The sequence below is a fragment of the Kineococcus esterisolvens genome, from assembly GCF_050871405.1.
In the GTDB taxonomy this organism is placed as follows: domain Bacteria; phylum Actinomycetota; class Actinomycetes; order Actinomycetales; family Kineococcaceae; genus Kineococcus.
Genome location: NZ_JBJLRI010000033.1, coordinates 1 through 23,351, shown reverse-complemented (window position 1 = coordinate 23,351; position 23,351 = coordinate 1). Strand labels below are relative to the sequence as shown.

Genomic DNA, 23,351 nt, shown 5'->3' with positions numbered 1-23,351 from the left:
ACAGCGACGACGCGCGGGAACCCCCTGTCCGGGGCCGTGCGATCGGCGTACGCTCCTCCTCGGTGTGCCGGGAAGCCTGGTCGGCGGTCAGATCCACGACGACCGGAAGGGTTCCCCACCATGAGCGGACCAGCGCTGCGCGCCGTCGGCCTCACCAAGCGCTACGGCCGGACGACGGCCCTCGACGACCTGTCCCTGGACGTCCCCGCCGGAGAGGTGTTCGGTTTCCTCGGCCCGAACGGCGCGGGGAAGTCCACCACGATCCGCCTGCTGCTGGGTTTCGCCCGGCCCACCGCCGGGCGCGCGGAGGTGTTCGGCGTCGACGCGGCCGACGTCGCCCGCGCGCACCGGCTGCTGGCGCACGTACCCGCCGACGTGGCGCTGTGGCCGAAGCTGACCGGGGCCGAGGTGCTGCACCTGCTGGCCGCCACCGGGCCGGGCACCGACACCGCGCGCCGCGACGAGCTCGTCGAACGGTTCGGCCTGGACCCCTCGAAACCCGCGCACACGTACTCCAGCGGGAACCGGCAGAAAGTCGCCCTGGTGGCCGCCTTCGCGAGCAGAGCGCCCCTGCTGGTGCTGGACGAACCCACCAGCGGGCTGGACCCGCTGGTGGAGCGCGAGTTCCGCCGCGCCGTCGTCGAGGCCCGGGAGCAGGGGCGGACGGTGTTCCTGTGCTCCCACCAGCTCGCCGAGGTGGAGGCGGTGTGCGACCGCGTCGGCATCCTGCGCGCCGGCCGCCTCGTGGAGGTCGCCGGCGTGCCGGAGCTGCGGCGCCTGCACCGCAGCGAGGTGACCGTCACCTTCACGGGCGAACGGCCGCGCCTGGACGCGGTGCCCGGCGTGGAGGGGGTGGAGAGCACCGGCGAGGGGCGGCTGCGGTTCTCGCTCACCGGCTCGCCCGGCCCCGTGCTGGGCGAGCTCGCCGCGGCGGGGGTCACCGCGCTCAGCGTGCGCGAACCCCGCCTGGAGGAGATCTTCCTGGACCACTACGGGGAAGGAGCCGTGCGGTGAGCACGCGCACCTCCCCCGCACCCGTGCAGGTCCCGGGCGCCCCCGTCGTCCCGGCCGCCGCACCGGGCGCCGGCCGCGCCGTGGGGCGCCTGGCGCTGCGCCAGGTGCGGCGCAGCGGGCTGGCGACCCTGCTCGTCGCGCTCGCCCTGACGGCGACCGTCGCGGCGAGCTTCGACGCCCTGGTCGCCGACCCCGCGACCCTCACCGGCCTGCTGGCCGTCGCGCAGAACCCGGCCGTGCGCACCCTGTTCGGGGAGCCCGTCGCGCTGGAGACCGCCGGCGGCTTCACCGTGTGGCGCTCGGGCACCCCCGTCGCCGTCCTGGTCGGCGCGTGGGCCGCGCTGGCGACCGCGCGCACCACCCGCGGCCAGGAGGAGGCGGGGCGCTGGAACCTGCTGCTGGCCGGCCCCGTGCGGCTGCGCACGGCCGTGGGCAGGCACCTGCTCGCGGTGGCGGCAGTGGTGACCGCCACGGGTGCGGCCGTCGCGGCGGCCCTGCTCCTCGCCGGGACCCCGGCGGCCGGTGCCGCCGTCCACGGCGCCGGGATCGCCGCCCTCGGGCTGTTCTCCGCGGCCGTCGCCGCGCTGGCCGCGCAGGTCCTCGGCACCCGCTCGGCCGCCACCGGTGCGGCCGTCGCAGCCCTCGGCGCGGGTCTGCTGACCCGGTCCGTCGCCGACGGCGTGCCCGGGTGGCAGGGGTTGCGCTGGGCCTCGCCGTTCGGGCTGCTGGAGCTGAGCCGGCCGTACGCGCAGGACCGGGTGCTGCCCGTCCTGCTGCTGCTCGCGGCGGCGGCGGCGCTCGCCGCGGTCGCGCTGGTCCTGGCCGGCCGGCGGGACGTGGGTTCGGGCCTGCTCGCACGCCCCGCGCACCGGCGGGCCCGCACGGCGCTGCTGGGCTCGGTGGAGGGTTTCGCGGTGCGCCGTGCCCTGCGGCCGCTGGCGGGGTGGTCCACGGGGATCGGCGCCTACTACCTGCTCATCGGCACCACCGCGGTCGCCCTCACGGAGTTCCTCACCCGGGACGCGGCCGTGAGCGACCTGGCCGGGCAGGCGGGTTTCGCCGCGCTGGACAGCGTGCGGGGTTTCGCCGCGACCGTGTTCTCGCTGCTGCCCGTCCCGGTCGGCGTGTTCGCCGCGGTGCGGATCGCAGCGCTCGTGAGCGCGGAGCCGGACCGCCGCCTGGCGCTCCTGGCCGCCGGCCCGGTCGGCCGCGTGCGCCTGCTCGGCACCGAGGCGGCCGTGTCGGCCGCGGGGCTCCTCGCCCTGCTGACCGTCGCGGGGTTCGCCACCTGGGCCGGGGTCGCCGCCTCCGGGGGCGGCCTGACGTTGCCGGAGGCGCTGCGCGGCACGTGGAGCACGGCACCGGTGGCGCTGCTCTGCCTGGGAGCGGCGGTGCTCGCCGCCGGGTGGCTGCCGTCGGCCACCGCCCTGGTGGGCTCGCTGCCCGCGGTCGGGGGTTTCCTCCTGCAGGTCCTCGCCGACAGCACCGGCGCCCCGGCGTGGGTGCGGGAGGTCTCGCCGTTCGCGCACCTGGCGCTCGTGCCGCTGGAACCCGCCGGCACGGCCGCCGCGCTGGTGATGACGCTCGTGGCGGTGCTGCTCGCCGTCGTCGGCGCAGCGGGGTACCGGCGCCGGGACCTGCTGTGCTGACGCGCCCGCGTCAGCCCGCGCCGCCGCCGTCCGGGTCCTCGGCACCGGCGCCTTCGACACCTTCGGTGTCGACGCCCTCGGTGTTGCGCAGCACGCCCATCATCGCCATCTCCTCGTCCGCCACCGGCCCGCCCGCCACGCAGGCTCGCAGGTCCCCCCGCAGCGCCGTCTCGTCGATCCCGGCGCCGATGAGGACGAGTTCCGTGCGGCGCGCCGAACCCCGCGGCCAGGCCGTGCGCTCGAAGCGCACGGCCGCGCCGACGGTGTGCAGCACGAACCGCTGCGGGTGCGAGGGCGCGGCGAAGCGCACGAAACCCTTGATGCGGAAGACCCCCGAGGGCCGCCCGTCCAGGAAGCGCACGAACGCGCGCGGGTCGAGGGGCTCGTCGCTGGTGAACTCCACGGTCTCGTACGCGGTGTGGAGGTGGTCGCCGTGCTCCTCGGCCACCGCCTCCCCCAGCGTCAGCTGGCGCTGCACCGCGGGCCGCTCGTCGAACAGCAGCCGGGCGTCCACGCGCCCCCGCGCGGCGGGCACCACGGGCGCCCACGGGTTCAGCTCCCGGCAGCGCGCGGCGACCCGCGCGAGCTCCGCCTCCCCCACGAGGTCGGTCTTGGTCAGCAGCACCACGTCGGCCATCGCGACGTGGTCGCCGAGCGCGGGGTGGCGCGACCGCGTCGCCTCGAACTCCACGGCGTCCACGACCACGACGAGGCCGCCGTACTCGATCCCCTCGACGCCGCTGAGGAGCACCCGGCGCACCATCGCCGCCGGCTCCGCGAGGCCGCTGGCCTCGATGAGGACCGCGTCGAGGACCTCCCCGCCCCCGGGTGCCGCCAGGCGGGCCAGCAGCTCCTCCACGCTGCCGTCCTCGGTGCTGCAGCACAGGCAGCCGTTCTCCAGCGAGACGGTGTCGTCGGCCAGCCCCGCGACCAGCAGCGCGTCCACGCCGATGGCGCCGAAGTCGTTGACGACCACCCCCAGGCGCACCTCGGCGGCCGAGCGCAGCAAGTGGTTCAGCACGGTGGTCTTGCCGGCTCCGAGGAAGCCGGCGAGGACGACGACGGGGATGCGCGGCACGCGCCCCATCCTCTACCGGGAGCGGCCCGCGGTCAGGTCGAGGTCCTCGGGGACCACCAGGTCCGCGCGGTGCGCCGTGGCGTCCACGACGGCGGCGTTCGGCGCGTCCACGGTCGCCACCCACGCCTGCGCGGCGGCCCGATCCTTGCCGAACTCCACGTGCCGGCGCACCAGGCGGCCGGTGCGGGTGGCGCTGTCCCCGGCGACGAACCAGACCTCGTCGAACAGCTCCCGCACGCCCGCCCACTCGCCGTCCAGCAGCAGGTAGTTGCCCTCGCTGACGACGAGGCGGGTGCCGTGGTGCACGGGCACGCTCCCGGCGACCGGCTGCTCGATCTCCCGGTCGAACGCCGGGGCGTAGACGACCTCCCCGGGGCCCTGCTCGCGCAGCCGGCGCAGCAGGGCCGCGTACCCGGCGGCGTCGAAGGTGTCCGGTGCGCCCTTGCGGTCGCGCCGGCCCAGGCGGTCCAGCTCCACGTCGGCCAGGTGGAAGCCGTCCATCGGCACGTGCTGGGCGGCGGCCCCGTCCCCGGCGGCCGCGCGGACGGCGGCGACGAGGGCGCGCGCCAGCGTGGTCTTGCCCGCGCCGGGCGGCCCGGCGATCCCCAGCAGCACCCGCCGCCCCGGCAGGCCGGCAGCGCGGCGCACGAGGTCGCCGAACGCGGGGGCGGCGCTCACGAGCCGGCCGCCTCCCCCGCCCCGTCCCCCGCCACGTCGATCAGCACCTTGCCGACGGTGCCGGCCTCGACGGCGGCGTGCGCCTCGGCGGTGCGCTCCAGGGGGAAGCGGGTCAGCGGCAGGCCGTGCTCCTCCCCCACCGGCAGCGCCCCGTCGCGCAGCGCCGCGGTGACGTCCTGCGCGGCGGCGTCGAGGTTGTGCTGCCCCATCGTGTACATGAGGACGAACTGGAAGCGGGTGTTCAGGACCATGTTCGGGCGCACGTCCAGCTCCACGGGCACACCGCCGTCGTTGGCGTACACGGCGATGCTCGCGCCCGGGCGCACCACGGCCAGGTCCAGCTCCAGGTTCGCGCCCAGCGCCAGCTCCACGACCTGGTCGACGCCGTCCGGGGCCGCGCGGCGGACCTGCTCGGCGGCGTCCGCGTCGCGGTAGTTCACGACGTGGTGGGCACCGGCGGCGCGCGCCAGGTCCGCCTTGCGCGGGCCGCTGACGGTGGCGACCACGGTGGCCCCCGCCCAGCGGGCGAGCTGGATCGCGGCGTGCCCGACGGCTCCCGCGCCGCCGGCGACGAGCACGGTGCGACCGGACAGGGCGCCGGGCGCCAGGCGGCGCGGGCCGTCCTCGGCGACGGTGAGGGCGCGGTGGGCGGTGACGGCCGGCACGCCCAGGGCGGCGCCGACGTCGAAGGGCACGCCGTCGGGCAGCGGGAGCACCCGCTCGGCGGGCAGGACGGTGAGCTCCTGAGCGGTGCCGGTGGGGCGGCCCTGCGCGGCCATGTAGACCCACACCCCGTCGCCCGGGGCCAGGCCGCTCACGCCCTCGCCGACGGCGTCCACGGTGCCGGCCCCGTCCTGGTTCGGCACCACCTCGCCGGTGGGCGCGGGGGCCGTGGCACCGCTGCGCGACTTCCAGTCCGTGGGGTTGACGCCGGAGACGGCCACGCGCACGCGCACCTCCCCCGGGCCGGGCTCGGCCACCTCCCGCTCCACCAGCCGCAGGACGTCGGTGCCACCGGACTCGCTGTAGACGATCGCCTTCACACCGGCGCCGAACCCGCCACCGCCGGGGGTTGTTCCCGCGGCGGTCAGCGGCGGCGGGCCAGCCGCGCGCCGAGCGCGACGCCGGCCAGCGCCCAGACGGCGCCCGCGCCGACGCCGGCCAGCACGATCCAGAACGGCACCCGCAGCTCGTCCTCGCCCCGGGCGGCCGCGGCCGGCGGGGTGCTCACCTCGTCGCTCACGGTCCCAGCCTGGCGCGCCGGGCCCCCACCGCGCCAGCCCCCGGGTCGTAGGGTCGTCGCCGTGAGCGCGAGCGAGCCGACCGACCTGCCCGACGACCTGCGCGAGCGGGCGCTCGCCTGGATCGCGGACGACCCCGACGAGGGCGACCGCGAGGAGCTGCGGGCGGTGCTGACCGCCGCCGAGGGCGGTGACGCGGCGGCCGCCGCCGACCTCGCGGACCGGTTCTCGGGGGCGCTGGAGTTCGGCACGGCGGGGCTGCGGGGCGCGGTCGGCGCCGGTGAGCACCGCATGAACCGGGCAGTGGTGCAGCGGGCGGCGGCGGGTCTGGGCACGTGGCTGGCGCAGCGCTTCGAGCGGCCCCGCGTCGTGGTCGGCCTGGACGCGCGCCACCGGTCCCGGGAGTTCGCCGACGACTCCGCGGCGGTGCTCACCGCCGCCGGGTGCGAGGTGCTGGTGCTGCCGCGCCCGCTGCCCACGCCGGTGCTGGCGTTCGCGGTGCGCGCCCTGGACGCCGACGCGGGCGTCATGGTGACCGCCAGCCACAACCCCCCGCAGGACAACGGCTACAAGGTCTACCTGGGGGGCCGCGCCGGCGGCGAGGACGGCCGCGGCGTGCAGATCGTGCCGCCCGTGGACGCCGAGATCGCCGCGGCCATCGGCGCGGTCGGCCCGCTGGCGCGGCTGCCGCGCGCGGGGGGCGGCTGGCGGGTGCTCGGCGAGGACGTCGTCGAGGACTACCTCGACGCGGTGCTGGCCGCCACGGGGCTGCCCGAGCACCCAGCCCCGGCGCGCGACCTGCGGGTCGTCACCACCGCGATGCACGGCGTCGGCGGCGCGGTGCTCGCCGAGGCGCTGCGCCGCAGCGGCTTCACCGACGTCCACGTGGTGCCCGAGCAGGCCGAGGCGGACCCGGCGTTCCCGACGGTGGCGTTCCCGAACCCCGAGGAGCCCGGCGCGCTGGACCTGGCGCTGGACCTGGCCGCCCGGGTGGGGGCCGACCTGGTGCTCGCCGTGGACCCGGACGCCGACCGCGCCTGCGCGGCCGTCCCCACCGGGGAGCGCGGGGACCGCTCCGCGTGGCGGCAGCTGTCCGGGGACGAGCTGGGCTGGGTGCTGGGTGAGCACCTCGCGGCGCCGGGCGCCGTGCTGGCGTGCTCGGTGGTCAGCTCCCAGGGCCTGGCCCGCATCGCCGCCGCGCACGGGGCCCGCTTCTCCCCGGCCCTGACGGGGTTCAAGTGGATCGCCCGCGTGCCCGGCATCTCCTTCGGCTACGAGGAGGCCATCGGGTACTGCGTCGCCCCCGCCGTGGTGCGCGACAAGGACGGGATCTCCGCCTCGGTGCTCACCGCCCGCCTGGCGCGGCGGCTGCTCGCGGACGGGCGCACCCTGCTCGACGTGCTCGACGACGTCGCCCGCCGCGACGGCGTGCACGTCACCGGGCCGGTGTCGATCCGCGTGGAGGACCTCTCGCTGATCGGGGACGCGATGGCCCGGCTGCGCGACCGGCCGCCCGCCGAGCTGGGCGGTTCGCCGGTGACGTCCGTGGAGGACCTGCGCGACGGCGTCGACGGCCTGCCGGGCACCGACGGGCTGCGCTGGCGCACCGCGCAGGGCGCGCGCGTCGTGGTGCGCCCCTCGGGCACCGAGCCGAAGCTGAAGTGCTACTGCGAGGTCGTCGTCGACGTGGACCCCGCGGGTACCGCCGCGGACCTGGCCGCGGCGCGTGCGCTCGCGGCGGACCGGCTGGACGCGGTGCGCCGCGACGTGCGGGCCGCCACGGGCATCGGCTGACCGGCCCCGGCGGGCGGTCGGGGTTTGGGCGCACGGGCGCGGGGGTAGCAGGAGTGCGGGTCCTGCAGCGGGCCCTGCAGCAGCCGCCGACGGCGGTGCCCCCGGGCACCGTGGCGCCCGACCGCTCGGAGATGCCGTGAACGCTGCCACTCCCCGATCCCGCACGGCCCGTCCCCACCTCCGCACCCCCGCAGGTGCCGCGTGACGTCCGGCGCCGGTGACCGCGTCCGCCTGGCCGTGCCGGCCGAGGGCGACGCCTTCGCGCAGGTGCGCCGGTTCGTGCACCTCTTCGCCCAGCAGTCGGGCGTCGACGACGACCGCGCCGACGACCTCGTGCAGGCCGCCGCGGAACTCCTGGCCACCGACGACGCCGCCAGGCGGCCGACGGCCGTGGAGGTCCAGGAGGCCGGCGACGGGATCACCGTGGTGGTCGACCTCGCGGGCCCGGAGGACGTGCAGGTGCGCGCCGAGTCGGCCGCCCTCCTGTCGAGCCTGAGCCGGGACTGGGGCTGGCGCCGCACCCCCGACGCGCTGCAGGTGTGGTGCGAGGTGGCGGCCCGGGAACCCGCACCCTGACCGCGCGCCCGCCGGGCGGTCAGGCGGACCGGTGGACGCGCGGTCAGGTGGACCGGGCCGCCGCCCGCTCCCGCAGCCACGAGACGACCAGGGCGGTGACCTCCTCGCGGTTCGTCTCGTTGAAGACCTCGTGCCGCGCGCCCGGGAGGACCTCCAGGGTCACGTCGCGCAGCCCGGCCGCGCGGTAGCGCTCCGCGAGGCGGACCAGGAGCTCGCCGCCGGTGCCGCCGACGGGGTCGTCCGCACCGCTGACGACGAGGACCGGCAGGTCCGGGCCGATCGCGGCCAGGCGCGCGGGGTCGGCGGTCGCGCCGGCGGTCGCCAGGGCCCCGGCGAGGATCGCGTCCTCCGTCGGGAACCCGCACAGCGGGTCGGCCACGTAGGCGTCGACCTCCGCCTCGTCGCGGCTGAGCCACTCGAACCCGGTGCGGTGCTCGAACGGGGCGTTGAACGCCGCCAGACCGGGCTGGTCCGCCGGCAGGGAGCGCACGACGTCGACGAGGCCGTCCAGCGACGTGGAGCCGCTGAGCACGACGCCCGCGTACAGGCCGGGGTGCTCCAGCAGGACGTTCTGAGCACCCATCGAGCCGAGGGAGTGCGCGAGCAGGAACACCGGCAGGCCGGGGAACTCCTCGTGCAGCAGTTCGCCGTGCCGGGCGATGTCGGCGACGAAGCCCTCGAACCCGGCGGCGCCGAAACCCCCGAGGGGCACGCCCTCCCCGGTCGAGGAGCCGTGGCCGCGGTGGTCGTTCGCGGCGACGGTGAAACCCGCGGCGTTCAGCGCCGCGGCCAGGCGGGCGTAGCGGCGGCCGTGCTCGGCCAGGCCGTGCGCGACCTGGACCACGCCCAGCGGCCGGCCGGGCACGCCGGCCCAGCGGTACGTGGTCAGGTGCAGCCCGTCCGCGGGGGACGGGAAGGAGCCGACGACGGCGTCGCTGGTCACGGGGCCTCCATCAGGTGCGGGGCTCGGCGGTGAGCCCCCGGTCGCGGTCGGCCCCAGTGTGCCGCGGGCGCGCGGAACCGGGTGCACCGGGCCGGCTGAACTCGTGGCGGCACCACCCTTGACGCGCCGTGCGCACCGGAGAAGCATGCGATCACGACGGCGTGGCGATCCGCAGCTCCGGGAGGTGTCGTGGCGCAGTACGAGTACCGGTGCGACCGGGACGGCGCGCTGGAGGTGAGCCGCCCCATCGGGACCGCTCCCGAGACGTTCGAGTGCCCCGCGTGCGCGCGTCCGGCACCGCGTTCGTTCACCGGGCCGATGCTGTCGCTCACGCCGCGCGCGCTGGTGCGCGCGGTGGACGCCGCGGAACGCACGCGCGAGGCACCCGGGGTGGTCACCGCACCACCCCCGGCCGCACGCCGGCGCACCACCACCACGAACCCGCTGCACCGCAAGCTCCCCCGCCCCTGAGGCGGTTCCGCACCGGCCCGAACAGCGCGCACCCAGGAGGCGACGTGCCCGAGGTGGTCTTCCCGCTGGACTCCACGAAGCCCTTCACCGAACAGGAGCTCGTCGGGCACAACCGCTGGCACCCCGACATCCCCGCGCAGGTCCACGTGCGGCCGGGCACGTCGTTCCGGGTGCACTGCCGCGAGTGGTTCGACGGGGCGATCCGCAACGACGACTCCGCCGACGACATCAGGGACGCCCCGCTGTCCCGGGTGCACGCGCTCAGCGGGCCGATCGCCGTGGAGGGCGCCCGGCCCGGTGACCTGCTCGTCGTGGACATCCTCGACCTGGGTCCCGTCCCGCAGGAGGACTCCGGGCCGCTGGCCGGGCAGGGCTGGGGCTACACGGGGATCTTCGCGAAGCAGAACGGCGGCGGGTTCCTCACCGACCGGTTCCCGGACGCCTACAAGGCGGTGTGGGACTTCCGGGGGCAGACCGCGACCTCCCGGCACGTCCCGGGCGTGTCGTTCACCGGCATCGTCCACCCCGGCCTGATGGGCACCGCACCCTCCGCGGAACTGCTGGCGCGCTGGAACCGCCGCGAGGGTGCGCTCATCGCCACCGACCCCGAGCGCGTGCCACCGCTCGCGCTGCCGCCGCTGGCGCAGGACGCGATCCTGGGGAACCTGCAGGGCGCGGAGTTCGACCGCGTCGCCGGCGAGGCGGCCCGCACCGCACCCCCGCGCGAGAACGGCGGCAACCAGGACATCAAGAACCTCACCAAGGGCACACGCGTCTTCTACCCCGTCTACGTGGACGGGGCGAACCTGTCGGTCGGCGACCTGCACTTCTCCCAGGGTGACGGTGAGATCACCTTCTGCGGCGCGATCGAGATGGGCGGGTTCATCGACCTGCACGTCGACGTCATCCGCGGCGGGATGGAGACCTACGGGGTCACGGAGAACGCCGTGTTCCTGCCCGGGAACACCGACCCGCAGTACAGCCAGTGGCTGGCGTTCTCCGGGACGTCGGTGACCCTCGACGGTGAGCAGCGCTACCTGGACTCCCAGCTGGCGTACCAGCGCGCGTGCCTGCACGCCATCGACTACCTGACGAAGTTCGGGTGGACCCCGGAGCAGGCGTACGTGATCCTCGGCGCCGCGCCGATCGAGGGCCGGTTCTCCGGCGTGGTCGACATCCCGAACTCCTGCGCCACCGTGTACCTGCCCACGGCGATCTTCGACGTCGACGTGCGCCCCTCCCCCGGGGGGCCCGCGCGCGTCGACCCGGGGCAGGGGGTGCCCCGCTCCTCGTTCTAGGGCGTGTCCTGCGGGAGCACCGGGGTGGCACTCGGACCGCCACTGCTTCGACGCCCTGCACTGGCGACCGGCTCCTGCTCGTCCCCCGGGTCGCTGACGCCCTCTCCCCGCCGGCGCCCACCCCCGCGGGTGCGTGGGGTCCCAGCACCGGGCGGTTCGGTCACCGCCGCCTCAGAACAGGCAGCCCAGCCCGCCGCTGTCGCGGCTGTAGGTCGGTGGTGCCGTGGTGGTGGAGGTGTCGATCACCTGGCCGTTGAGTCCACGACGCGTGGTCGTGGTGGTCGTGGTGACGCTCCTGGTGAAGATCAGGTCTTCCAGCAGCACCTTGACGGCGCCGCTGCTACCGAAGTGGAAAGCGCAGATGTCTTCGCCGGTGAGCGGGCCGAACACCGTTTCCGCGGGCACGAGGTCGGCGGTGGTGTAGGGCCCGAACCGGGTGGTCTCCGTGCTCGTCGTCGTGCAGGTGAGTGCCCCGGGCGTCTCGTTGAACGTGCACCCCGGTGGTGCGGGCGGGGCGGCGGAGGCCGGGGTGGCGCCCAGGGCGAGCACCCCTCCGGCGGCCAGGGCCATCACGCTGTGACGGAGTCCCACGAGCGCTCCCCACCCTCCTCGGCGACGATGTGCCACCCATGATGGCGCGGGCTCACCGGCTGTGTCGAGCACCGCGGCACCCGGGGAGGACCACGCCCCTGCCCGTGCCAGCGCGCCGGGCCGGGCCGTCGCCCCTCGGCGCGCCTCGGACGAGGTCGATGGGATCGCGGCTGGTGCCCCACCGGGTGGGTCACGGCCCTTCGCACCGAACAACCGGGGCGCAGCGGGCCGCCCGTCACTCCACGTCGACGAACACCGGGTTCGTGTAGCACCACAGGTCGTCCCACGGGTCCGAGTCGCCGATCCGGTCGACCCGGGGGTGCCCGTCCGCGTCGGCGTGCCGGCCGTCGCTGCCGCGGAACCGCACGTAGAACGGGTCCTCGACCCCGCGCAGCGTGAACGCGAAGCGCTGCCGGCCGCGGGCGTCGGCAGGCACCTCGAAGCTCTCCACGACGCGGGTGCCCGGGGCCTGCCACAGGTCGCGCTCGGTGTCGGCGACGCGCCCGGTGACGGTGCCCACGACCACGTCCCAGCGCGCCGAGCGCGGCACCTCGCCGCTGCCGTTGGGCTCGGTGGCGGGGTCGACGAGCAGCTCCACCTCGACGTCGCCCCCGCGGCGCACGGTCGTGCGCGCGCCGAACGTGACGCCGGGCCCCTGCCCGCCGGGACGCACGCGGGCCTCCACCGCCCGCACGAGCCCCCCGTGCACGACGAACACCCGCCCGGCGCGCAGCGCGGCCATGACGGAGCGGTAGTCGCGGCGGGGTGAGCCGACGCAGGTGCGGGAGTAGAAACCCGGCGCGAAGTCGACGTAGCCGTGCTGCACGACGCCGGTGTCCACGGGGGTGCCGCGGTGGCCGTGCTCGACGTAGAAGGACCGGTCGGGCTCGCCGACGGCGACGGTGTCGCCGTGGTCGAAGTGGTTGTCGGAGTTCGCCGTGATCCACCACGGCAGTCCCTCGGCGAGCAGCGAGTCCCACAACCCGCCCACGCGCGCGGTGGCGGCGTCGAAACCGCCCCAGGTCCGGTACTGCTCCAGGTCGTACCCGGGGAAGGACCACGGCCCTGGCGACTCGTCGTACTGACCGCGCCCGCGGCCGCGGCCCAGCGGGGCGGGCAGCGCGGCGGCCTGGTGGCCGGGTGCGCCCTCCCAGCCGACGAACACGCCGGGGGCGGCGTCGCGCCAGCCGCGCACCTTCGACGGTGAGACCCGACCCGTGCGCATCGGGTGGTTCGACAGGACCAGCGCCTCACCGACGTCGCCGGTGCGCAGTTCCTCCACCAGCCAGGCCAGGGCCTGCAGCCCCAGCCGCTCGGCCTCGGGGCCGCCCTGCACGGAGTGCTCGATGAGGCGCGGCCCGGTCGGGTTGGACGCGGCGGCCAGCACGTCGCCGTCGAACATCCGCTCGAACCGCTCCAGCAGGCCCGGGGTGCCCTCGTGGTCGGGGGCGATGAACGTGGCGTGCTCGGCGCCGGGGATGTTCCACTCCATGCCCTGGAACACCAGCACGGGGTGGTCGCGGCGGGCCTGCGCGATGAGCGGGGTCTGCAGAGCCACGGACTGCTTGGCGTGGTCCGGGCCGCCGTGGTCGGTGATGACCATCCAGTCCAGCCCGCACTCGCGCGCGCGGCGCACCTGGTCGTCCACGGTGTACATGGCGTCGCGCGAGAACGTCGTGTGGATGTGGTGGTCACCGGCGTACCAGGCGAAGTCGCGGTCGTCACCGGCCGAGGCGGCGACGCTCTCCCAGACGGGCGGAGGGGGTGCGGAGGGGCCGTGGGAGTGCACGGGCCCACCCTGCCAGCACCCCGGTGGCGCGCCAGTCCCGGCTTCGCCCCGGGGAACGGGCCCCACCTCAGTAGACTCACGCATCGTGACCTCGCCACTACCGGAAGCAGCGGAGAGGGCGCCCCGGCACCTCCGCGCGCAGCCGGGGCGGGCACAAGGCCCCCCGCTGGAGGACGCCGCGGCCGCCGGCCTGCCCGGCGAGCTGACCGCCACCGGCGGCGACGGGACCTCCCCGCGCGTCGACGTGCCCCGGCCGGCCACCGGTGAGCGCCTCCTGGCGGTCGCCGACACCTCCCACGAGGTCCTGTCCCGCGTGCTGGAGGGCGTCGTCGCGGCCAGCCGCGCCGAGTGGGCCTGGCTCAGCGGCGAGGACCGCGCCCGACACCTGTTCACCCTCGCCGACGTGCTCGCCGACCACGTCCACCCCCTCGCCGTCACCCGCGCCCTGACCACCGGGCGCCCCGTGGCCGCCGGCCTGGCCGCCGACGGCCCGCAACTGCTGGACGCGGCGTTCTCCACCGCCGGGTGGGCCGACAAGCTCGACGCGCTGGGCGCCGAGCCGGGCACCGGCGGCGCCGTCGCCGTCCTGGCGACCTGGCGCAGCGGCCCCGCGGCCCTCGTCACCGCCGTCGCCGCCGCGCTGGCCGCCGGCGCCGGGGCCCTGCTGCGCCCCGACCCGCAGTCGGCCGCCACGGCCGAGCGGCTCGTGCGGGCCTGCTCCGACGCCGGGCTGCCGGCCGGGCTGGTCGCCACCGCGCCCGGCTGCGACCCCGTCGCCGACGCCGTGCTGTGGGAGGCCGAGGGGCTGCTGGCCGTGCGCGCCGACGGCACCGCGGAGCGGCTGCACGAGCTCGCCCTCGACCTCGCCGACCGGGGCACGCCGCTGGTGGCCGACCACGGCACCACGGCGGTGGACGTGGTGCTGGAGGGCGCCGACCTGGACGCCGTCGTCCCCGCCCTGCTGGCCGGCCTCACCGACGGTGCGCACACCCGCCCCGGCGGCTCGCGGGTCCTCGTCGTCGAGCCGCTCGCCGAGGCGCTGGTGGCGCGCCTGGACGCCGGTGCCGCCGCCCTGCGCCCGGGCGACCCGCTGGACCGCACCACCCGCGTCGGGCCCTGCCCGACGCCGGCGGTGGCGCGCGCCGCAGCCGCCGTCGCCGGGGGCGGGACACCGCCCGGCCTGCCCGCCGGCGGGTGGTGGGCCGCCCCCGCCGTGGTCGCCACCGGACGGCGCACCCTGCCCCCGCCCCCGGGCCCGGTGCTGGGCGTGCGCACGGTGCGCGCCGGCACCGACCCCCGCACGCTGCTGGAGGAGGCCACGGCCGTCACCGTCTGGGGGCCCAGCGGGCCCGAGCGCCGCGGCTGGCTGGCCGGCGCCCACCGCGAGCGCCTCGGCCTGGACTCGCCCGCCGGCCCCGACGCGCGCCTGGACGCGCAACTGCTGCTGCGGGCCTGCGGTGGCTGAGGACGGCCCCGGCGTGGGCGAGGACGTGGTGCGCAAGGTCCTGTCCGCCGCGGCGCCCGGCGCGGCGGCCGTGGCCGCCACCGCCCCCCTGCGCCGGGGGCGCGCGCTGCTGTCGGTGGCGGTGGACCTGGAGGCGCGCCGCGCCGAGCTCGTGGAGCTGGTGCGGCGCTCGGAGGGCTGCCGGCTGTCGGAGGCCCTGACGCGCGTGGACGCCTGCATCGACACCGCGGTGCGCTGGGCGGGGTGGGCCGACAAGCTGGACCTGCTGGTGCCGCGGCTGCCGGGCACCGCACCCCCGTCCGTCGTCGGCGTCCTCGCCGGCGGGCGGCTGCTGCCCACCGCCCGCGCGGCGCTGGCCGTCCTGGCCGCCGGCGGCGCCTGCGTGCTGTCGGGCGGCGGTGCGCTGGACCGGCTGGCCGACGCCGTGGTCGCCGAGCTCGGCGACGGGGCCGCCGCCGCGCTGCCGGGCGAGCCGGCCACCACCGCGCTGCTGGCCGGCGGGGTCGAGCTGCTGGACGCCCGGTGGGCGGGGGCGGAGTTCACCGCCGCGGTGCGCCGGGCCGCCGCGGCCGCGGGCACCCGGGTGCTGCCGCCGGCGCGCGCCGCCCCGCCGCGGGACGACGCCCGGTTCCTCACCCCGCTGCTGCGCAGCGTCGCGCTCGCCGGCTGAGGAGCGCCCCGCGGGTCCTCGCGGCCGCCCCGGTCCCCGTCGGCGGACCGACGGGGACCGGGGCGAACCCCTTCAGCCGGCGGTGGCGGCTGCCGATGGGAGGGGACGACCCCCCCTGAACCCGGAGGCCCCTGGCATGAACGCGCGCAACCCCGATCGGCACGGCATCGCTGCGTGGTGGGGTGATCGCGGCATCGCCGCCAAGGTCCTGGCCGCCGTGGCCCTGACCGCGCTGGTCGGCGTCCTCGTCGGCGTGACGGGTCTGCGCTCACTGGGGGAGGTGAGGGACAGCGCCACGCTCATGGACGAGGAGGGCGTCGCTTCGATCCGCGCCGTCGACGACATGGCGATCGAGTTCCGCGAGGCCCGCGTCGACTTCCTCAGCCACGTCCTCAGCACCGAGCCCGCGACCAAGGCCGACAGGGAGGAGCAGCTCGCCGCCGACGGCGCCGCGGTGGACGAGGCCCTGGCCGCCTACAAGCGCACCGACCAGACCGGGCGCGAGGAGCACGTGCGGGCCTTCGAGGAGAACTGGGCCGCCTACACCGAGCTGCGCGACGCCGAGGCCGTGCCCGCCAGCCGCGCCGGCGACCTCCGCCGGGTGGACGAGGTGCAGGAGCAGCTCGGCGAGCACACCGACGCCATGAACGAGGCCCTCGATGCGCTGCGCGACATCGACAGCGCCGCCGTCGACGCGCTCGCCGCCGACGTCGAGGCGACCTACACCGGCAACCGCACCACCGTGCTGGTGCTGCTGGCCGTGGGCATCGCCGCGGCGCTCGCCGCCGGTGCCGCGATCGCCCGCTCCATCGCCGCGGGCCTCGGCAGGGTCCAGGCGATCGCGGAGAGCCTCAAGGACGGCGACCTCACCCGCAGCGCGGGGCTGACCTCCCGCGACGAGGTCGGCCGCACCGCGCAGTCGCTGGACGCGGCGACGGCGCAGCTGCGCGAGCTGGTCGCCACCATCGACACCGCCTCAACCGGCGTCGCGGCCTCCGCCCAGCAGCTGTCGGCGATCTCCACCCAGATCGCCGCCGGCGCGGAGGAGACCTCCGCGCAGGCCGGCGTCGTCTCCGGCGCCGCCGAGGAGGTCTCCTCCAACGTGCAGACCGTCGCGGCCGGCTCGGAGGAGATGGGCGCCTCCATCCGCGAGATCTCCTCCAACACCGACGAGGCCGCCCGGGTCGCCTCCGAGGCCGTGCGCGTGGCGGAGTCCACCAGCCGCACCATCGCCGCGCTGGGCGAGTCCTCCCAGGAGATCGGCTCGGTGGTCAAGGCCATCACCGCCATCGCCGAGCAGACGAACCTGCTCGCCCTGAACGCCACCATCGAGGCCGCCCGCGCCGGCGAGATGGGCAAGGGCTTCGCCGTCGTCGCCGGCGAGGTCAAGGAACTGGCGCAGCAGACCGCCCGCGCCACCGACGACATCTCCCGGCGCGTGCAGACCATCCAGTCCGACGCCGGTGGCGCCGTGGGGGCGATCGAGGAGATCTCCGCCATCATCGGCCGCATCAACGACTTCCAGGTGACGATCTCCTCGGCCGTGGAGGAGCAGACCGCCACGACCGCGGAGATGAACCGGAACGTCGCCGCCGCCGCCGCGTCGTCCGGTGACATCGCCGCCAACATCGCCGGGGTCGCCGACGCCGCCTCGTCGACCGCCCAGGCGGTCACCGAGTCGCAGCAGACCAGCGCCGACCTGGCCCGGACCTCCCGGGAGCTGAGCGCCCTGGTGGCGCGCTTCAGGTACTGACCGGCACCACCCGCCCGTGCCGCCGGACCACCGGCGGCACGGGCGGAAAACCCGTCGCCTCCGGGCCACGGGGTTCCTACCGTCGAGCCGTGACCACTCCCGCGGACGAGAAGGACGCCACGCACCCGCTCGGCCCGTACGGCTGGGACGAGCGCTGGGAACTCGCGCTGGCGCAGCACCACCACGACCACCCCGGACCCCTGGTGCCCGCCCGCGTCGGACGGACCCACCGGGGTGCGCTCGACGTGCAGACCCCGCTGGGGCCGCAGCGCGTGACCCTCGCCCGGGCGGTGCTGCCGGTCCCCACCACCGGCGACTGGGTCGTGCTGGGCCTGGCGGGGTCGGAACCGGAACTGCTCGCGGTGCTGCCGCGGCGCACCGCCCTGACCCGCGCGGAGGTGTCGGGGCGCTCGGCGGAACAGGTCCTCGCGGCGAACGTCGACACCGTCCTGGTCACCGTGGCCCCGGCCCGGCGGGCACCGCTGGGCCGCGTCGAGCGTTTCCTGACCCTGGCGTGGAACTCCGGGGCGCAGCCCGTCGTGGTGCTCACCAAGACCGACCTGATCGGCGGCGCGGAACTGGCGAAGGCCCTGGCGGACGTGGAGGGTTCCGCGCTGGGCGCTCCCGTCCTCGCCGTGAGCGCCGAGCGCGGCGCCGGGATCGAGGACCTGCGTCGTGCGCTGTCCGGGACCGTCGCGCTCATCGGGCCCTCGGGGGCGGGGAAGTCCACGCTCGCCAACGCCCTGCTCGGCCAGGAGCGGTTCGCCACGGGCGCGGTGCGCTCCGGTGACGGCAAGGGCCGGCACACCACGGTGCACCGCGAGCTCCTCCCGCTGCCCGGTGGGCTGGTCCTCGTGGACACCCCCGGTCTGCGCAGCGTCGGCCTGGGCGCGGAGGGTTCCACCGAGAGCCTGCAGCGCACGTTCGCCGACGTGGAGGACCTCGCGGTGGACTGCCGGTTCGCCGACTGCTCGCACACCTCCGAACCCGGGTGCGCAGTGCTGTCCGCGATCGAGGCGGGGGTGGTCGACCGCCGGCGGCTGGACAGTTACCGCAAGCTGGAGCGCGAGCAGGAGTGGTTCGCCGCGCGCACCGACGCGCGGTTGCGGGCGGAACGCGCGCAGCGGTGGAAGGTGATCCACAAGCAGCAGCGCGCGCACCGCCCGCGCCCCTGACCTCGAGCGCTACGTCGCCCGGGGCGTCACCCCTGCTCGTCCCCGCGCAGCCGCGCGCGGGCGGCGTCGTACGCCGGGCGGATGACGTCGGTGGCCAGCGCGAGCCGGTCGGGGAACGGCAGGAACGAGGCGGCCAGCGCGGTGATGGTGGCCCGCTCGACGTCCTCCAGCGTCCAGCCGGCCCCGTCGGCCAGCAGCGCGAACTCCCGCGAGAGCGTCGTGGCGGACACGAGGCGGTTGTCGGTGTTGACGGACACCGAGAAGCCGAGGTCCTTCAGCCTGGTGACGGGGTGCTCGGCGACGCTGGTGGCGGCGCCGGTCTGCACGTTGCTCGACGGGGCCAGCTCCAGCACGACGCCGCGGTCGCGCACCCAGTTCGCCACCCGCCCCAGCCGGGCGTTCGGCATCCCGAACCGGTCCGTGCCGGCCGAAAACTCGATGTCCTCGACGATCCGCACGCCGTGGCCGATGCGCTGCGCCCCGCACGGGAACAGCGCCTCGGCGATGCTCTCCACGCCGGCGGCCTCCCCGGCGTGGATGGTGACGGGGAAGTTCGCCGCGTGCAGCAGGTCGAACGCCTCGCGGTGGCGACCGGGCGGGAACCCGTCCTCGGCGCCGGCGATGTCGTAGCCGACGACGCGGCCGTCCGGGTCGTCGCGGTGCCGCAGGGTCAGCTCGGCGATCTCCAGGGAGCGGTCGGCGTGCCGCATCCCCGTCAGCAGGGTGCCGACGCGGATCGTGCGGCCGGCCTCGGCGGCCAGCCGCTCACCGCGGCGCATCCCCTCCTCCACGGCGACGACGACCTCGTCCAGGCTCAGCCCGCCGCGCAGGTGCTGCTCGGGGGCGTAGCGCAGCTCGCCGTAGACGACGCCGTCGGCGGCGAGGTCCAGGACGGCCTCGGTCGCCACCCGGGCCAGGGACTCGGCGTCCTGCATGACGGCCACGGTGTGGTCGAACGTCTCCAGGTAGCGGACCAGGGAGCCGGAGTCGGCGGACTCGCGGAACCACTCCGCGAGCTCGGCGGGGTCGGTGGTGGGCAGGGCGTGCCCGTTGGCCGAGGCGATCTCCACGATCGTCTCCGGGCGCAGGCCACCGTCGAGGTGGTCGTGCAGGGACACCTTGGGCAGGGACCGCATGTCGTCGAGGGTGCTCACCCCCCGATCCTGACAGCCCGCGCCCGCCCCTACCCTGCGGACGTGCCCCACCCGGTCCCCCTGACGGTCCGCGACGCCACCGTCGCCGACGCCGCGGCGTGCGCCGCCCTCTACGCCCCCTACGTGCGCGAGACGACGATCTCGTTCGAGTCCGACCCGCCGGACGCGGCGGAGGTGGCCCGCCGCATCGCGAGGGCGCAGGAGGAGCACGCGTGGCTGGTGGCCGAGGAGACCACCGCCGACGGGCCCCGCGTGGTGGCCTACGCCTACGCCGGGCCCTTCTCCGGCCGCGCCGCCTACCGCTGGTCGTGCGAGGTCAGCGTGTACGCCGAGCTGGGCCGGCGGCGCAGCGGTGTCGGCCGCCTGCTGTACGGGGCGCTGTTCGAGCGCCTGGAGCAGCGCGGGTACCGGGCGGTGTTCGCGGGTGTCGCCGAGCCGAACGGCGCCAGCGCCGGGTTGCACGCGGCGATGGGCTTCGAGCCGGTCGGCACCTACCGGCGGGTGGGCTGGAAGCACGGCGCCTGGCGCGACGTCACGTGGTGGCAGCGCACGCTGGGCGAGGACCGCGAGGCGCCGGGGGAGGCGCCGGCGGAACCGCGCTGACGCGCTCCCCCTCCCCCCGCGTGCCGTGGCGGGCCGTGGTGGGCGGACGTAGCGTCGGGGGGGGGGCCGCGGGTGCCGCCCCACCCACCCCGCGCGAGAGGAACCCCATGACCGTCGCGAGCAGCGGCACCATCGACCTGGGCGGGAGGACCGTCCACCGCCTCGGGTACGGCGCGATGCGCATCACCGGCCCCGGGATCTGGGGGCCGCCGGAGGACCACGACGAGGCCGTGCGCGTCCTGCGCCGGGCCGTCGAGCTCGGCGTCACCTTCATCGACACCGCCGACTCCTACGGCCCGTTCGTCTCCGAGGACCTCATCAAGGAGGCCCTGCACGACGGCTCCGGCTACGGCGACGTCGTCATCGCCACCAAGGGCGGCCTGACCCGCCACGGCCCGGACGTGTGGCCGCCGCTGGGCCGCCCGGAGTACCTGCGGCAGTGCCTGCTGATGTCGCTGCGCCGCCTCGGCGTCGAGCAGATCGACCTGTGGCAGCTGCACCGCATCGACGCGAAGGTCCCCCGCGAGGAGCAGTTCGGCGAGATCAAGTCGTTCCTCGACGAGGGCCTGGCCAAGCAGGTCGGCCTGTCGGAGGTCGACGTGGACGACGTGAAGGCGGCGCAGGCCGCCGGGCTCCCCGTCGCGTCGGTGCAGAACCGCTACAACCTCGGCGACCGCCGTGCGGAGGAGCTGCTGGACTTCTGCACCGAGCAGGGCATCGCGTTCATCCCGTGGGCCCCGGTCGACGCGGGCACCCTCGCCCGCCCCGGCGGGCCGCTGGACGCGGTGGCCGGCAACCACCCCGGCACCACCACCGGCCAGCTCGCGCTGGCGTGGCTGCTGCGCCGCTCCCCCGTGATCGTGCCGATCCCCGGCACCTCCTCGGTGGCGCACCTGGAGGAGAACTGCGCCGCGGCCGACGTGGAGCTGACCGACGAGGAGTTCCAGAGCCTCACCGACGCCGCCTGACCGGCGCCCGGACGACGGCCGCGCCGCCCGGGGGGCCTGGAGCCCCCGGGCGCCGCGGCCGTCCACTCCTCAGCCCCCGAGCTGGTCCGAGAGGTCGTCGGTGAACTGCTGCTGGCAGGCCTGCTCCGCGGCCACGTCGCCGCCGGCCTGCTCCAGGCAGGCCCTGAGGTCGGCGCTGTTGTCGGCGATGAAGTTGCCGAGGGCGATGGTGAGGGCCAGGAAGACCGCGCCGGCGATGACCGCCAGCACGCTCGTGACGATGCCGGCGACGGCGACGCCCTTGTTCGTGGCCTCCCCCCGCTTGGCGCGGCGCAGCCCCACGACACCGAGGACCAGGCCGATGAGGCCCGGGAGCAGCCCGATGCCGAAGAGCCAGCAGAGCAGCAGGCCGACGATGCCCAGGATGAGCGAGGCGAGCCCGGCGCCGTTGCGCGGCTTGGCGCCGTACGGCTGGTCCTGGTAGCCCCCGTACTGGTTGGCGCCGTACTGGCCCCCGTACTGGCCCCCGTACTGGCCACCCTGCTGGCTCCCGTAGCCCGGTTGCTGTCCGTACTGGTCGTCGCCCGGCGTCGACATGTCGTCCTCTCGTTCCTGTCGGTCACGGCTGTCGTCCCTGCGCCGATCGTGTCAGCTCCCGGGGACCGGGGCACGCGGTGGTGCGCGGGGCGGTCCGCCGTCAGGCGGTGACGCGCCGGTGCACCAGCGGCACGGCGGCGGGGGGCGCCTGCCCCACCGCGAGCCCGGGCTCGAGGGCCTCCAGGGCCCACGCGAAGCGCTCGGGCGTGTCGGTGTGCAGGGTGGCGAGGCGCTCACCGGCGCGCACCGCGTCGCCGCGCACCGCGTGCAGCTCCACCCCGGCGCCGGCCTGCACGGCCTCCTCGCGGCGGGCGCGGCCGGCACCGAGCCGCCACGCCGCCACGCCCACGGCCATCGCGTCGACCTCGGTGAGGTACCCGTCGGCCGTGGCGAGCACGTCGTGGGTGTGCGCGGCCGTCGGCAGCGGGGCGTCGGGGTCGCCGCCCTGGGCGGCGATCATCCGCCGCCAGGCGTCCATGGCGCGCCCGTCGGCGAGGGCGTCGGCGGGGTCGACGGCGTCCAGCCCGACGGCGGCGAGCATCTCCCGCGCCAGCACCAGGGTGACCTCCACCAGGTCGGCGGGGCCGCCGCCGGCGAGGACCTCGACGGACTCGCGGACCTCCAGCGCGTTGCCGGCGGTGCGGCCCAGCGGGGTGGACATGTCGGTGACCAGGGCGGTGGTGCGCACCCCGGCGTCGGTGCCCAGCGCCACCATCGCCTCGGCCAGCGCCACGGACTGCGCCAGCTCCTTCATGAACGCGCCGGAGCCGGTCTTGACGTCCAGGACGAGCGCGCTGGTGCCCTCGGCGATCTTCTTGCTCATGATGGAGCTGGCGATCAGCGGGATCGCCTCCACGGTGCCGGTGACGTCGCGCAGGGCGTACAGCTTCTTGTCCGCCGGGGCGAGGTCGCCGGTGGCGGCGCAGATCACGGCGCCGACGTCGATCAGCTGCTGCCGGATCTCGGGCAGCTCCAGGGAGGCGCGCCAGCCGGGGACGGACTCCAGCTTGTCCAGGGTGCCGCCGGTGTGGCCCAGGCCCCGCCCGGACAGCTGCGGCACGGCCGCCCCGCAGGCGGCGACCAGCGGCGCCAGCGGCAGGGTCACCTTGTCGCCCACGCCGCCGGTGGAGTGCTTGTCCACGCTGGGGCGGGGCAGGTCGGTGAAGTCCAGCCGCGAGCCGGAGGCGATCATCGCCGCCGTCCAGCGGCTGACCTCCTCGCGGGTCATGCCGTTGAGGAACACCGCCATCGCCAGTGCCGACATCTGCTCCTCGGCGACCTCGCCGCGGGTGTAGGCGTCGATCACCCAGTCGATCTGGGCGTCGGAGAGCCGTGCGCCGTCGCGCTTGGTGCGGATGACGTCGACGGCGGCGAACCGCTGGGTCACGGGCGGGGCTCCTCTGCGGGCTTCCTGCGGGCGGGATCGTCCAGGTCGTGCGGTCCGAACGCGTCGGGCAGCACCTCGGTCATGGGCAGCACCCCGCGGGGGGTGTCCACGAGCAGCTCGGGACCGCCGAACTCGTACAGCAGCTGGCGGCAGCGCCCGCACGGCATGAGCACGGCGCCGGCGCCGTCGACGCACGCGAACGCCACGAGCCGGCCGCCGCCGGTCATCCGCAGCTGCCCGACGAGGGTGCACTCGGCGCACAGCGTCACGCCGTAGGAGGCGTTCTCGACGTTCGCGCCGGAGACCACCCGCCCGTCGTCGACGAGCGCGGCGGCCCCCACGGGGAAGCCCGAGTACGGGGAGTAGGAGTGGGCCAGGGCAGCGGGGGGGGGGGGGGGCGGGGGCGCGGCGGGGGCGGGGGCGGGGCCGGCGGGCGGGCGGTCCGGCAGGGCGGGCGGGGGGGGGGGGGGGGGGGGGG

The 23,351-nt window shown here is 76.6% G+C and carries 23 protein-coding genes; 12 read left to right on the top strand and 11 right to left on the bottom strand.

What is annotated here, in order from left to right; genetic code table 11:
• The first annotated feature begins 120 nt into the window (after positions 1–120).
• The gene (locus ACRYR8_RS11900) at positions 121–1,014 is read left to right on the top strand and encodes an ABC transporter ATP-binding protein (RefSeq protein WP_432483601.1); all 894 of its coding nucleotides are present in this window, start codon (positions 121–123) and stop codon (positions 1,012–1,014) included.
• Positions 1,011–2,663, top strand: coding sequence for an efflux permease Rv1217c-related protein (locus ACRYR8_RS11895; RefSeq protein ID WP_432483603.1), 1,653 nt, complete (start codon positions 1,011–1,013; stop codon positions 2,661–2,663). Before ACRYR8_RS11900 ends, ACRYR8_RS11895 begins: the two co-directional genes overlap by 4 nt.
• 10 nt (positions 2,664–2,673) lie before the next feature.
• Here ACRYR8_RS11895 and ACRYR8_RS11890 read toward each other — a convergent pair whose 3' ends face one another.
• The 4 genes from ACRYR8_RS11890 to ACRYR8_RS11875 are packed head-to-tail and all read right to left on the bottom strand — an operon-like array spanning position 2,674 to position 5,662.
• Positions 2,674–3,750 carry a CobW family GTP-binding protein gene (locus ACRYR8_RS11890; RefSeq protein WP_432483604.1) on the bottom strand — a complete coding sequence of 359 codons (1,077 nt, stop codon included), beginning with the start codon at positions 3,748–3,750 and terminating at the stop codon, positions 2,674–2,676.
• Between the two features lie 3 nt (positions 3,751–3,753).
• Positions 3,754–4,419 carry a nucleoside/nucleotide kinase family protein gene (locus ACRYR8_RS11885; protein WP_432483606.1) on the bottom strand — a complete coding sequence of 222 codons (666 nt, stop codon included), beginning with the start codon at positions 4,417–4,419 and terminating at the stop codon, positions 3,754–3,756.
• On the bottom strand, positions 4,416–5,462 hold the full coding sequence (locus ACRYR8_RS11880; protein ID WP_432483608.1) for an NADPH:quinone reductase: 1,047 nt from the start codon (positions 5,460–5,462) through the stop codon (positions 4,416–4,418). The genes ACRYR8_RS11885 and ACRYR8_RS11880 overlap by 4 nt, the downstream gene beginning before the upstream one ends.
• A gap of 44 nt (positions 5,463–5,506) precedes the next feature.
• A complete protein-coding gene (locus ACRYR8_RS11875; protein WP_432483610.1) occupies positions 5,507–5,662 on the bottom strand; it encodes a hypothetical protein in 156 nt (51 codons plus the stop codon).
• Positions 5,663–5,723: 61 nt separating this feature from the next.
• Between ACRYR8_RS11875 and ACRYR8_RS11870 the strand changes: the two genes are divergently transcribed.
• Complete coding sequence (locus ACRYR8_RS11870; RefSeq protein ID WP_432483612.1) at positions 5,724–7,454, top strand: phospho-sugar mutase; 1,731 nt, start codon at positions 5,724–5,726, stop codon at positions 7,452–7,454.
• A 201-nt stretch (positions 7,455–7,655) separates the two neighbouring features.
• The gene (locus tag ACRYR8_RS11865; protein ID WP_432483614.1) at positions 7,656–8,030 is read left to right on the top strand and encodes an ATP-binding protein; all 375 of its coding nucleotides are present in this window, start codon (positions 7,656–7,658) and stop codon (positions 8,028–8,030) included.
• Positions 8,031–8,073: 43 nt separating this feature from the next.
• On the opposite strand, the gene ACRYR8_RS11860 is transcribed toward ACRYR8_RS11865, so the two are convergent.
• Entirely contained in the window at positions 8,074–8,973 is a 900-nt protein-coding gene (locus ACRYR8_RS11860; protein ID WP_432483616.1) for an alpha/beta fold hydrolase, read from the bottom strand.
• A gap of 189 nt (positions 8,974–9,162) precedes the next feature.
• Here ACRYR8_RS11860 and ACRYR8_RS11855 point away from each other — a divergent pair, with 189 nt between their 5' ends.
• On the top strand, positions 9,163–9,444 hold the full coding sequence (locus ACRYR8_RS11855; RefSeq protein WP_432483618.1) for an FmdB family zinc ribbon protein: 282 nt from the start codon (positions 9,163–9,165) through the stop codon (positions 9,442–9,444).
• A 44-nt stretch (positions 9,445–9,488) separates the two neighbouring features.
• Complete coding sequence (gene fmdA, locus ACRYR8_RS11850; RefSeq protein ID WP_432483619.1) at positions 9,489–10,742, top strand: formamidase; 1,254 nt, start codon at positions 9,489–9,491, stop codon at positions 10,740–10,742.
• Between the two features lie 171 nt (positions 10,743–10,913).
• On the opposite strand, the gene ACRYR8_RS11845 is transcribed toward fmdA, so the two are convergent.
• The gene (locus ACRYR8_RS11845) at positions 10,914–11,333 is read right to left on the bottom strand and encodes a hypothetical protein (RefSeq protein WP_432483621.1); all 420 of its coding nucleotides are present in this window, start codon (positions 11,331–11,333) and stop codon (positions 10,914–10,916) included.
• Positions 11,334–11,568: 235 nt separating this feature from the next.
• Positions 11,569–13,122, bottom strand: a complete 1,554-nt coding sequence (locus ACRYR8_RS11840) for a PHP domain-containing protein (protein WP_432483623.1) — start codon at positions 13,120–13,122, stop codon at positions 11,569–11,571.
• A gap of 85 nt (positions 13,123–13,207) precedes the next feature.
• On the opposite strand from ACRYR8_RS11840, the gene ACRYR8_RS11835 reads away from it, so the two are divergent.
• The 4 genes from ACRYR8_RS11835 to rsgA all read left to right on the top strand — a co-directional run bounded on the left by ACRYR8_RS11835 (position 13,208) and on the right by rsgA (position 18,185).
• On the top strand, positions 13,208–14,587 hold the full coding sequence (locus tag ACRYR8_RS11835) for an aldehyde dehydrogenase family protein (RefSeq protein ID WP_432483625.1): 1,380 nt from the start codon (positions 13,208–13,210) through the stop codon (positions 14,585–14,587).
• Positions 14,580–15,257: an aldehyde dehydrogenase family protein gene (locus tag ACRYR8_RS11830; protein ID WP_432483627.1), complete on the top strand. Its 678-nt coding sequence runs from the start codon at positions 14,580–14,582 to the stop codon at positions 15,255–15,257. The genes ACRYR8_RS11835 and ACRYR8_RS11830 overlap by 8 nt, the downstream gene beginning before the upstream one ends.
• A gap of 136 nt (positions 15,258–15,393) precedes the next feature.
• Positions 15,394–17,010: a methyl-accepting chemotaxis protein gene (locus ACRYR8_RS11825; RefSeq protein WP_432483629.1), complete on the top strand. Its 1,617-nt coding sequence runs from the start codon at positions 15,394–15,396 to the stop codon at positions 17,008–17,010.
• An 89-nt stretch (positions 17,011–17,099) separates the two neighbouring features.
• Positions 17,100–18,185, top strand: coding sequence for a ribosome small subunit-dependent GTPase A (rsgA, locus tag ACRYR8_RS11820; RefSeq protein WP_432483631.1), 1,086 nt, complete (start codon positions 17,100–17,102; stop codon positions 18,183–18,185).
• A 26-nt stretch (positions 18,186–18,211) separates the two neighbouring features.
• Here rsgA and ACRYR8_RS11815 read toward each other — a convergent pair whose 3' ends face one another.
• On the bottom strand, positions 18,212–19,321 hold the full coding sequence (locus ACRYR8_RS11815; protein WP_432483724.1) for an adenosine deaminase: 1,110 nt from the start codon (positions 19,319–19,321) through the stop codon (positions 18,212–18,214).
• A gap of 60 nt (positions 19,322–19,381) precedes the next feature.
• On the opposite strand from ACRYR8_RS11815, the gene ACRYR8_RS11810 reads away from it, so the two are divergent.
• Both ACRYR8_RS11810 and ACRYR8_RS11805 read left to right on the top strand, forming a co-directional pair.
• Complete coding sequence (locus ACRYR8_RS11810) at positions 19,382–19,942, top strand: GNAT family N-acetyltransferase (protein WP_432483633.1); 561 nt, start codon at positions 19,382–19,384, stop codon at positions 19,940–19,942.
• A gap of 107 nt (positions 19,943–20,049) precedes the next feature.
• Entirely contained in the window at positions 20,050–20,910 is an 861-nt protein-coding gene (locus ACRYR8_RS11805) for an aldo/keto reductase (RefSeq protein WP_432483635.1), read from the top strand.
• A gap of 69 nt (positions 20,911–20,979) precedes the next feature.
• Here the strand turns inward: ACRYR8_RS11805 and ACRYR8_RS11800 are convergent, their stop codons facing one another.
• The 3 genes from ACRYR8_RS11800 to ACRYR8_RS11790 all read right to left on the bottom strand — a co-directional run bounded on the left by ACRYR8_RS11800 (position 20,980) and on the right by ACRYR8_RS11790 (position 23,250).
• The gene (locus ACRYR8_RS11800) at positions 20,980–21,486 is read right to left on the bottom strand and encodes a DUF4190 domain-containing protein (RefSeq protein ID WP_432483637.1); all 507 of its coding nucleotides are present in this window, start codon (positions 21,484–21,486) and stop codon (positions 20,980–20,982) included.
• 100 nt (positions 21,487–21,586) lie between these two features.
• Positions 21,587–22,873 carry a thymidine phosphorylase gene (locus tag ACRYR8_RS11795; RefSeq protein WP_432483639.1) on the bottom strand — a complete coding sequence of 429 codons (1,287 nt, stop codon included), beginning with the start codon at positions 22,871–22,873 and terminating at the stop codon, positions 21,587–21,589.
• A complete protein-coding gene (locus ACRYR8_RS11790) occupies positions 22,870–23,250 on the bottom strand; it encodes a cytidine deaminase (RefSeq protein WP_432484779.1) in 381 nt (126 codons plus the stop codon). Before ACRYR8_RS11790 ends, ACRYR8_RS11795 begins: the two co-directional genes overlap by 4 nt.
• Positions 23,251–23,351: the final 101 nt, after the last annotated feature.

Coding starts and splice junctions, on each gene's coding strand:
- ACRYR8_RS11825 (WP_432483629.1), top strand. CDS start 15,394: ATGAACGCGCGCAACCCCGATCGGCACGGCATCGCTGCGTGGTGGGGT.
- ACRYR8_RS11900 (WP_432483601.1), top strand. CDS start 121: ATGAGCGGACCAGCGCTGCGCGCCGTCGGCCTCACCAAGCGCTACGGC.
- ACRYR8_RS11815 (WP_432483724.1), bottom strand. CDS start 19,321: ATGCGGTCCCTGCCCAAGGTGTCCCTGCACGACCACCTCGACGGTGGC.
- ACRYR8_RS11805 (WP_432483635.1), top strand. CDS start 20,050: ATGACCGTCGCGAGCAGCGGCACCATCGACCTGGGCGGGAGGACCGTC.
- ACRYR8_RS11800 (WP_432483637.1), bottom strand. CDS start 21,486: ATGTCGACGCCGGGCGACGACCAGTACGGACAGCAACCGGGCTACGGG.
- ACRYR8_RS11890 (WP_432483604.1), bottom strand. CDS start 3,750: ATGGGGCGCGTGCCGCGCATCCCCGTCGTCGTCCTCGCCGGCTTCCTC.